Genomic DNA, 8636 nt, shown 5'->3' on the forward strand with positions numbered 1-8636 from the left:
AGTCGCGTTGCGTAGTCGCAGGGCAGGAGCCCGGAGACCGCTGCAATGGGGTGGCCTTCTCTTTGGTTACTTTCTCTTGGCCACGCAAGAGAAAGTGACTCGCTCGCCTGAGGCGAGTGAAAAAAGGCAGGGATGCCGCGCCGCGAAGCGGCGTAAAGATCAACATGAATCGAGGAGTTGGGACCTTGCCTCAGCGCAGCCGAGCCTGTCTTGCGCCTATCAAGCCACCGTGATGATGAGCTCTTTTCCGCCGTACTCGGAAATCTGTTATCAAGTATTGAGAAACTGCGAATCGATGAAGAAGAATGCGATCAGGAGACAGGGCTGACGAGGCGCTATCATGCACAGACAACCTCCCGCGGAGACTCCCATGCGCACATTGATTGCATCTGCATTGCTGCTAATTGCTACGACCTCGGCCGATGCCGCGATGGTCGTCAAACCGATCAGCTATACGGTGGACAAGACCGTGTTCGCCGGCCATCTGGTCTATGACGACAGCAGCAAGGCGCTGCGTCCGGGTCTGGTCATGGTGCCGAACTGGATGGGCGAGACTGACGCTGCCGTCGACAAGGCGAAAACGATTGCCTCGACCAATTTTGTGATTCTGGTTGCCGACATGTATGGCGAAGGCGTGCGACCGAAGAATGGCGAGGAAGCCCGCGCCCAGGTCAGCAAACTCTACGCAGATCGCGAGGTGCTTCGAGCACGTATCAATGAGGCCGTTGCGACCTTGCGCGGACAAGTTGGCAAAGCGCCATTGCAGCCTGGGAAAATCGCCGCGATTGGTTTCTGTTTTGGTGGCACAACCGTTCTTGAACTGGCGCGTAGTGGATCGGATATTGCTGGCGTGGTCAGCTTCCATGGTGGCCTTTCGACTTCGAAGCCGGCAGCGGCGGGTTCGGTGAAGGCGCCGATCCTGGTCCTCAATGGAGCTGATGATCGTGGCACGTCGCTCGAAGACATCGGCAAGTTCGAGGAGGAAATGAATGCGGCCGGGGCAGATTGGCAGTTTGTCAATTTCAGCGGCGCGGTGCATTGCTTCGCCGAGCCGGATGCAAACAGTCCGCCGGGTTGCCTCTACAACGAGCGTGCGGCGAAGCGCGCCTTCCGCATGATGGACAATTTCCTTGCCGAGGTCTTTGCCGCCCACTGACCTGGCGACGCCGCGGATCAAACATCCCGTTTGATCCGTCAAGCCTTTGAAATCAGTGATTTGCGTGTGAAATTGGCGTGGCGCGAGCGAGATCAGGCGCGGCCCACTACACTATGCGGCCCGAATTCAGCGATCGAGGTTCTCTGGTGACATCACGACGCGGCATCATTCTCGCCGGCGGCTCAGGCACGCGGCTGTATCCGCTGACCCAGTCAGTCAGCAAACAGCTGTTGCCGGTCTATGACAAACCGATGATCTACTACCCGCTCAGCACCTTGATGCTGGCCGGTATCCGCGATGTGCTGATCATCAATACGCCGCATGAGCAGGCCTTGTTCCAGCGCTTGCTCGGTGATGGTTCGCAGTGGGGCCTGTCGATTCGCTATGCGGTGCAGGAGTCGCCGGATGGATTGGCCCAGGCCTATCTGATCGGCCGCGATTTTGTTGGCAATGATCCGAGTTGCCTGATCCTTGGTGACAACATCTTTTACGGCGATGGCCTGACCCGCTTGCTGCATGCCGCGGACGCACGCGCACAAGGTGCGACGGTGTTCGGTTACTGGGTGCGCGATCCGCATCGCTACGGCGTTGCCGAATTCGATGCCGATAGCCGTGTTGTCGGACTTGAGGAAAAGCCTTCCGAGCCGAAATCCAACTGGGCGGTGACCGGGCTGTATTTCTACGATGGGCGCGCCGCCGATTTCGCTCGTGACCTGAAACCCTCGCCGCGTGGTGAACTCGAAATCACCGACCTCAATCGCTGCTATCTCGACGACGATTCGCTGATGCTCGAACGCATGGGCCGCGGCTTTGCCTGGCTCGATACCGGCACGCATGAATCCCTGGTCGAAGCATCGAGCTACGTGCAAACCATCGAGAACCGCCAGGGCCTGAAGATCTGCTGTCCCGAAGAGATCGCATTCGTCAATGGCTGGATCAATGCCGAACAGGTGTTGAAACTGGCGGCTCCGCTGGCCAAGAACGCCTATGGCCAGTATCTGCAGGAACTCGTTCGCGAAGGCCGTCCGGCATGAAATTGATCAAGACTGCGCTCGAAGGTTGCATTGTCATCGAGCCGAAGGTGCATGGCGATGCCCGCGGCTTTTTCTATGAGAGCTTCAACGCCAACCGCTTTGCCGAGGCCGGGCTGGATCTGAAATTCGTGCAGACCAATGTGTCGCGCTCGGAACAGGGCGTGTTGCGCGGCTTGCATTACCAATGGCCGAATCCGCAAGGCAAGCTGGTCAGCGTGCTCGAAGGCGAGGTCTATGATGTCGCTGTCGATATCCGCACCGGTTCGCCGACCTTCGGCCAGTGGGCGGCGGCGATCCTGAGTGCGGAAAACAAGCGTCATTTCTGGGTGCCCGAGGGCTTTGCCCACGGCTTCGCGGTATTGAGCGGGCCGGCTACTTTTGTCTACCAATGCACCGCGGTGTACGACGCTGCAAGTGACGCCAGCATCCGCTGGAACGATGCGGCACTGGCCATCGACTGGCCGCTGGCCAAGCCTTCCTTGTCCGACAAGGATGAAAAGGCACAGTTTCTTGCTGATGTGGCAGCGGAGAAGCTGCCGGTCTACGCGTGAACATTCTTCTGTTCGGAGCGAATGGCCAGGTCGGTTTCGCCCTGCGTGAACCGCTGGCTGAGCTGGGTCGGCTGATCTGTGCAACCCGATCGGGTGCGCTGGATGATGACGGGCCATGTGTCAGTGTCGATCTTGCCGATTCCCGATCGCTGGCAAATGCGCTCGATGCCAGTGGCGCGAAGATCATCGTCAACGCGGCAGCCTACACCGCGGTCGACCGTGCGGAAGATGAGACCGATCTGGCTGATCGAGTCAATCATCGCGCTGTCGCCGAAATGGGTGAATGGGCGGCGCGCAACGAGGCACTCGTCATCCACTATTCAACCGATTATGTATTTGATGGAAACAGCGAGCGGCCGTGGCACGAAAACGATGCAACGGCACCGCTTGGCGTCTACGGTCGCAGCAAACTCGCGGGTGAGCAGGCCTTGCGCGACAGTGGCGCACAGCATCTGATCCTGCGCACTGCCTGGGTGTATGCCGCTCGCGGGCAGAATTTCCTGCGCACCATGCTGCGTGTCGCCGCCGAGCGCGAGGAACTGCGTGTGGTCGATGACCAGGTCGGCGCGCCGACGTCGGCGGGATGGATTGCGCGGACGACGGCGAATGTCTTGCGGCGTTGGCTGGCAATGGGCGTGCAAGAACGCGAAATGGCGCTTGGCACTTATCACCTGACCGCGTCTCTGCGTTGTAGTTGGTTCGGATTCGCCGATCAAATCATGCGCGAAGCACATGATGCCGGTTTGCATGAAAAAATCCCTCGAATGATTCCAATCACCAGCGCCGACTACCCGACACGCGCAACGCGGCCAGCGTTTTCAGTGCTCGACAACGCCAAGCTCACCCTTGTATTTGGACAACAACAGCAGCCCTGGCAAGAAGGGCTGCACGAGGTGATCGGCGAACTCGCCGCCACCCGATCCCATGGAGACGTTTCATGATTGTTCCGGTAATCCTTTCCGGCGGTGCCGGCACACGGCTGTGGCCGGTATCGCGCAGCGCCTATCCCAAGCCGTTCATGCGCATGGGCGATGGCAAGTCGTTGCTGTACAAGACTCTCGATCGCGCACTCAGGCTCGCTGATGGCGGCACTGTGCTGACCGTGACCGGGCGCGACTATTACTTTCTGACCCGTGACGAGTACGCCAGCCATCCCGCTGCCGATCTTGACCGGCTGCCATTCCTGCTCGAGCCGGCAGGGCGCAATACCGCACCAGCGGTCGTGCTTGCGGCGCTCTACGCGCTCGATCAATGTGGTGCGGATGCGACCTTGCTGATCCTGCCGTCGGATCATCTGATTCGTGATCTTGATGCCTTCGCCGCCGACGTGCGTCGAGCCGAAAAGCTGGCTGCCGATGGCTGGCTGGTCACCTTCGGCATCCAGCCGAGTGCGCCGGAAACCGGCTTCGGCTACATCCGCATGGGTGACCAGGTCGCCGGCTGCGAGGGGCGTAAAGTTGCCGCCTTTGTCGAAAAGCCCGATCAGGCCACGGCGGAAGGCTATCTGTTCGCTGGCGATTATGTCTGGAACTCGGGCATGTTCTGTTTCCGTGCGGATGCGTTGATCGCCGCAGCGGAAACGACGTGTCCCGACGTGCTTGCTTCGGCGCGTGCCTGTCATGCCAGCGAGAGCGGTGAGGCCAGTCCGGTCGAATTTGCCCGCGAGCTGTTCATGGCCCAGCCGGACATTTCGATCGACTACGCGATCATGGAGCGTGCCGCACGCGTCGCCGTGGTCCCGGCGAAATTTGACTGGAGCGACATCGGCTCGTGGAAGGCGATCAGCGAAATGGAAGCTGATACCGACGCTGCCGGCAATCGCGTGCAGGGCGATGCGATCGTCGTTGAAAGCAGCAATTGCTACATCCAGTCGGATGCGCGCATGGTCGCTGCCGTCGGTGTCAACAATCTGATCATCATTGATACCGGCGATGCCGTGCTGGTCGCCGATCGCGACCGTGCGCAGCAGGTCAAGGCCGTGGTCGAGCGCCTGCGCGAGAGCAATCATCCCGCGGCGTCGCTGCACAGCACCGTACATCGACCCTGGGGCAGTTACACGATTCTTGAGGATCGCGACGACTGCAAGGTCAAGCGTCTGACCGTGAAACCCGGCCATGTGCTATCCCTGCAACTACACCACCGGCGCAGCGAACACTGGACCGTTGTCGACGGCACCGCCAAGGTGCGCATCGGCGAGCGCGAGTTCCTGCTCAATGCCAACGAGTCGGCGTATATCCCGATGCAGACGGTGCATCGTCTTGAGAATCCGACCGATCAGGATATCCATTTGATCGAGGTGCAGTGCGGCGACTATTTCGGTGAGGACGACATTGTGCGACTGGAAGATCGTTACGGAAGGGTTCCAAAAGCCTGATTTTGCAAGCATTGATCAATAGTGTAAATTCACGGGTTTCAATCACGAAGGGAATCACAATGCGTATACGAGGCATGTTTTTGCTGATCGCGCTGTTGCTGGGTTTTTCGGTCCACGCGACCGAGCCTGTACCACTGGCCGATTTTGCAAAACATATGCAGTTCAAGGAGGTCAAGATATCGCCGGATGGCGAACATCTGGCGGCCACCTCGATCATCGACGGCAAAGTCGTGTTGTCGATTATCGATCTCGGGAAAAATACCGGGCTGACCCTGCGCCCGCGCGACGAAGATGAAGTATTCGCGTTCTGGTGGGTCTCCAGCGAGCGTATCGTCTATTCGGTTGCCGAACATGTTGGCAATCTGGAAATGCCGGTGAGCAGAGGTGAGTTGTTTGCCGTCAACGTCGATGGCAAACGCAAGGAGGTGCTGTTCGGCTATCGCGCCAGCGATTCCGGGCAGGGATCGACCGGCAGTCGTATCCAGAAAAAGCAGAGCGAATACGCCAGCGCCTGGATGCTCGATGATCTGCGCGATGACGATGACAACGCATTGATTACCGTGCAACGCTGGAACTGGAGTCATGTCGCGAGTGCCGGTGGTGAAAGCCTGCATGCCGAGGTCCGGCGTATTGACGTTCGTACCGGGAAAAACCGGACGATTGCAACAGCTCCGCTGGCCAACGTCCGATTCCTCGTCGACCACAACGGTGAAGTCCGATTTGCAACTGGCCGCGACAACCAGCAGAAGCAGAAAGTCTATTACCGCAAAGGTGATGGCAAGGATTGGGAGCTCGTTTTCGACGAGGCCGTCACCGGCAATGATGTCTGGCCGGTCATGTTCAACCGCTCTGGCAAAGCCGTGTATTTCGACTGTGGTGGTGTCTGCCTCTGGGATGTCGACAAGCGCACGTTCAAGACCTTGTGGCGTGGCGACGATTCAGCCGTCGATGGATTTGGGGAAACTTTCGATGGCCAGGATCTGTTCGCGATCCGCTCGATGCCGGGGCGTACCGCAGTGACCCTGCTCGACAAGCATGCCGAAGAAGCCAAGGTGCTCGTCGATTTGATGCAGCAGTTTCCAGGCGAAGATGTCCAATTCGGCAACTCCACCAAGGACGGCAGCAAAACCATCGTCATTGTCGAAGGTGATCGCGATCCGGGATCGTTCTATCTTTACGATGCCAAGACGAAGAAGCTCAGGTTCTTGCTCGCCCGCGCACCGTGGATCAAGCCCCAGACGATGGCGATCATGGAGCCATTCTCGATCAAGGCGCGTGATGGCCTGTCCTTGCATGGCTACCTGACCCGACCACCCGGTGAGGAAGAGACGAAAAGCCTGCCGATGGTGGTTTTCGTCCATGGTGGTCCGCATGGCATCTACGATACATGGGGATATAACCCGATCGTGCAGATGCTGGCCAGCCGCGGCTATGCCGTCCTCCAGGTCAACTATCGCGGCTCCGGTGGCTATGGCTTGAATTTCCAGCAAGCCGGCTATCGGGAGTGGGGCGGCAAGATGCAGGATGACATCACCGATGCAACCCAATGGGCGATCAAGCAGGGTGCGGCCGACCCAAAACGCATTTGCATCTTCGGCGGCAGCTTTGGTGGCTACGCTGCGTTGCAGGGGGCGGTGCGTGAGCCCGATCTCTATCAATGCACGATCGGCTATGTCGGCGTTTATGATTTGCGCCTGATGAAATCACGCGGCGATATCCCGCAATCATTCAGCGGTGAAGGCTATCTCGACATGGCACTGGGCACCGATGAATCACTGATTGCGCAACGTTCTCCGATCAACCAGATCGACCGCATCAAGGCCGACGTCATGCTGATTGTTGGCGGCGAGGACAAGCGCGTTCCGCCCGTGCAGGGTGAAAGCATGCGCAACGCCATGCTCAAGCGCGGCAAAAAGGTCGAGTGGCTGTACCAGGCCAATGAAGGGCATGGCTTCTACGATGAAGCCAATGTTGAGGACCTGTACCAGCGGATTCTCGCCTTCCTCGATCGCAATATCGGTAGTCGGGGCAAGGTCGATGTCGGTGTCGTCGAAACATCGAAAGAACCTGCCGGGAATTGACCTCGGAAGGCCGGCGGTGTGTTCAAGCGCATCCGCCGGCCGATGCCACTGCGCGGCTGCTCAGCCGCGCAGACGCGCGAGCAAGCCTGCCGTCGATCCATCAAGCCCGCTGGAATCGCCCGACTCGAATCTCGGCAGCAGTTCGGTGCACAGCGTCTTGCCGAGCTCGACACCCCACTGATCGAAGGAATTGATGTTCCACAGCGCACCGCTGACGAAGACGCGGTGCTCGTACATGCCGATCAATGATCCGAGCGCGCGGGGTGTCAGACGGTCGATGACGAAGGTCGTGCTCGGCCGGTTGCCGGGGAAGGTGCGATGACACGCCAGAACCTCCGGCGAGATTGCATCCGACGCTGTTGAAACTTTTTCCATGATCGCGTCCCCGGCACTTTTTCCAAGCATCAGTGCCTGCGCCTGGGCGAGACCATTGGCCAGCAGCTTGCGATGTGAGTCGGCGTGCACATGATCAGGCTCACGAATGAGAATGAATTCGACCGGAATCACATCGGTGCCCTGGTGCAGCATCTGGAAGTAGGCGTGCTGACCATTGCTGCCCGGCTCGCCCCAGATTACGGGGCTGGTCGAATACGGCAATGCCTCACCATCGAGGTCGACGCGCTTGCCATTGCTCTCCATCTCCAGTTGTTGAAGATAGGCTGGCAAACGCTGCAAGCCCTGATGATAGGGCGCAACGTTGCGACTGCCGAAACCATGGAAGTTGCGATACCAGACATCGAGCAGACCAAGCAGGATCGGCAGATTGCGTTCGATTGGCGTGTCCCTGAAATGGACGTCCATCGCATGCGCACCATCGAGCAGGGCACGGTAGTTGTTCTCGCCAATTGCCAGCGCGATCGGCAGGCCGATTGCCGACCACAACGAACAGCGGCCGCCGACCCAGTCCCAGAATCCGAAGGTGGTATCGATGCCGAACTCGGCGGCCGCTTCGACGTTGGTCGTGGTCGCAACGAAATGTTTTTGTATATTGACGCCGCCCCGGGCCAGAAACCATTCGCGCGCGATGCGCGCATTGGTCATCGTCTCCTGGGTCGTGAATGTCTTCGAGGCAATTACAAACAGGGTTTCCGACGCCTTCAGGCCGCGCAATGCGGCATCGATATTGTGACCATCGACATTCGAGACAAAATGCAGGGTCAGATCGCGTTGGCAATAGGCATCGAGTGCGGGGACGACCATCTGCGGCCCGAGATCGGAGCCACCTATGCCGATATTGACGATATGCCGAATACCGCTGCTGGCGGTATCGCGCACGCTTTCGGCGTAGGCCAGCATGCGCTCGAGCACGGCGTGAACTTCATTGCTGTGCGGCCCAGCTCCGCGTGGCGCACGTAGCGCCGTATGCAAAACGGCCCGGCCTTCGGTGCTGTTGATCGGTTTTCCCGCGAACATCGCATCGCGGCGTTGTTCGATTCCACA

At 59.0% G+C, this 8636-nt stretch carries 8 protein-coding genes; 7 read left to right on the forward strand and 1 reads right to left on the reverse strand.

Translation table 11 applies throughout. The features are described 5' to 3' along the window. The 7 genes from VFN25_RS07520 to VFN25_RS07550 all read left to right on the forward strand — a co-directional run. Positions 1-328: hypothetical protein (locus VFN25_RS07520; protein WP_325140436.1), on the forward strand; the 328-nt coding region annotated here is incomplete at its 5' end. Positions 329-370: 42 nt separating this feature from the next. Further along, entirely contained in the window at positions 371-1156 is a 786-nt protein-coding gene (locus VFN25_RS07525; RefSeq protein WP_325140437.1) for a dienelactone hydrolase family protein, read from the forward strand. 146 nt (positions 1157-1302) lie between these two features. Then, positions 1303-2190 carry a glucose-1-phosphate thymidylyltransferase RfbA gene (rfbA, locus tag VFN25_RS07530; RefSeq protein WP_414648895.1) on the forward strand — a complete coding sequence of 296 codons (888 nt, stop codon included), beginning with the start codon at positions 1303-1305 and terminating at the stop codon, positions 2188-2190. Then, the gene (rfbC, locus tag VFN25_RS07535; protein WP_325140438.1) at positions 2187-2741 is read left to right on the forward strand and encodes a dTDP-4-dehydrorhamnose 3,5-epimerase; all 555 of its coding nucleotides are present in this window, start codon (positions 2187-2189) and stop codon (positions 2739-2741) included. The genes rfbA and rfbC overlap by 4 nt, the downstream gene beginning before the upstream one ends. Continuing rightward, positions 2738-3682, forward strand: coding sequence for a dTDP-4-dehydrorhamnose reductase (gene rfbD, locus VFN25_RS07540; RefSeq protein WP_325140439.1), 945 nt, complete (start codon positions 2738-2740; stop codon positions 3680-3682). Before rfbC ends, rfbD begins: the two co-directional genes overlap by 4 nt. Then, positions 3679-5115 (forward strand): mannose-1-phosphate guanylyltransferase/mannose-6-phosphate isomerase, encoded by a 1437-nt coding sequence (locus tag VFN25_RS07545; RefSeq protein WP_325140440.1) that lies wholly within the window; start codon positions 3679-3681, stop codon positions 5113-5115. The genes rfbD and VFN25_RS07545 overlap by 4 nt, the downstream gene beginning before the upstream one ends. Before the next feature lie 59 nt (positions 5116-5174). Continuing rightward, complete coding sequence (locus tag VFN25_RS07550; RefSeq protein ID WP_325140441.1) at positions 5175-7196, forward strand: S9 family peptidase; 2022 nt, start codon at positions 5175-5177, stop codon at positions 7194-7196. Between the two features lie 60 nt (positions 7197-7256). On the opposite strand, the gene pgi is transcribed toward VFN25_RS07550, so the two are convergent. Beyond that, the coding region (gene pgi, locus VFN25_RS07555) for a glucose-6-phosphate isomerase (RefSeq protein WP_325140443.1) at positions 7257-8636 on the reverse strand (1380 nt) is incomplete at its 5' end.

It is taken from the genome of Dokdonella sp., assembly GCF_035703485.1.
Lineage (GTDB): Bacteria > Pseudomonadota > Gammaproteobacteria > Xanthomonadales > Rhodanobacteraceae > Dokdonella.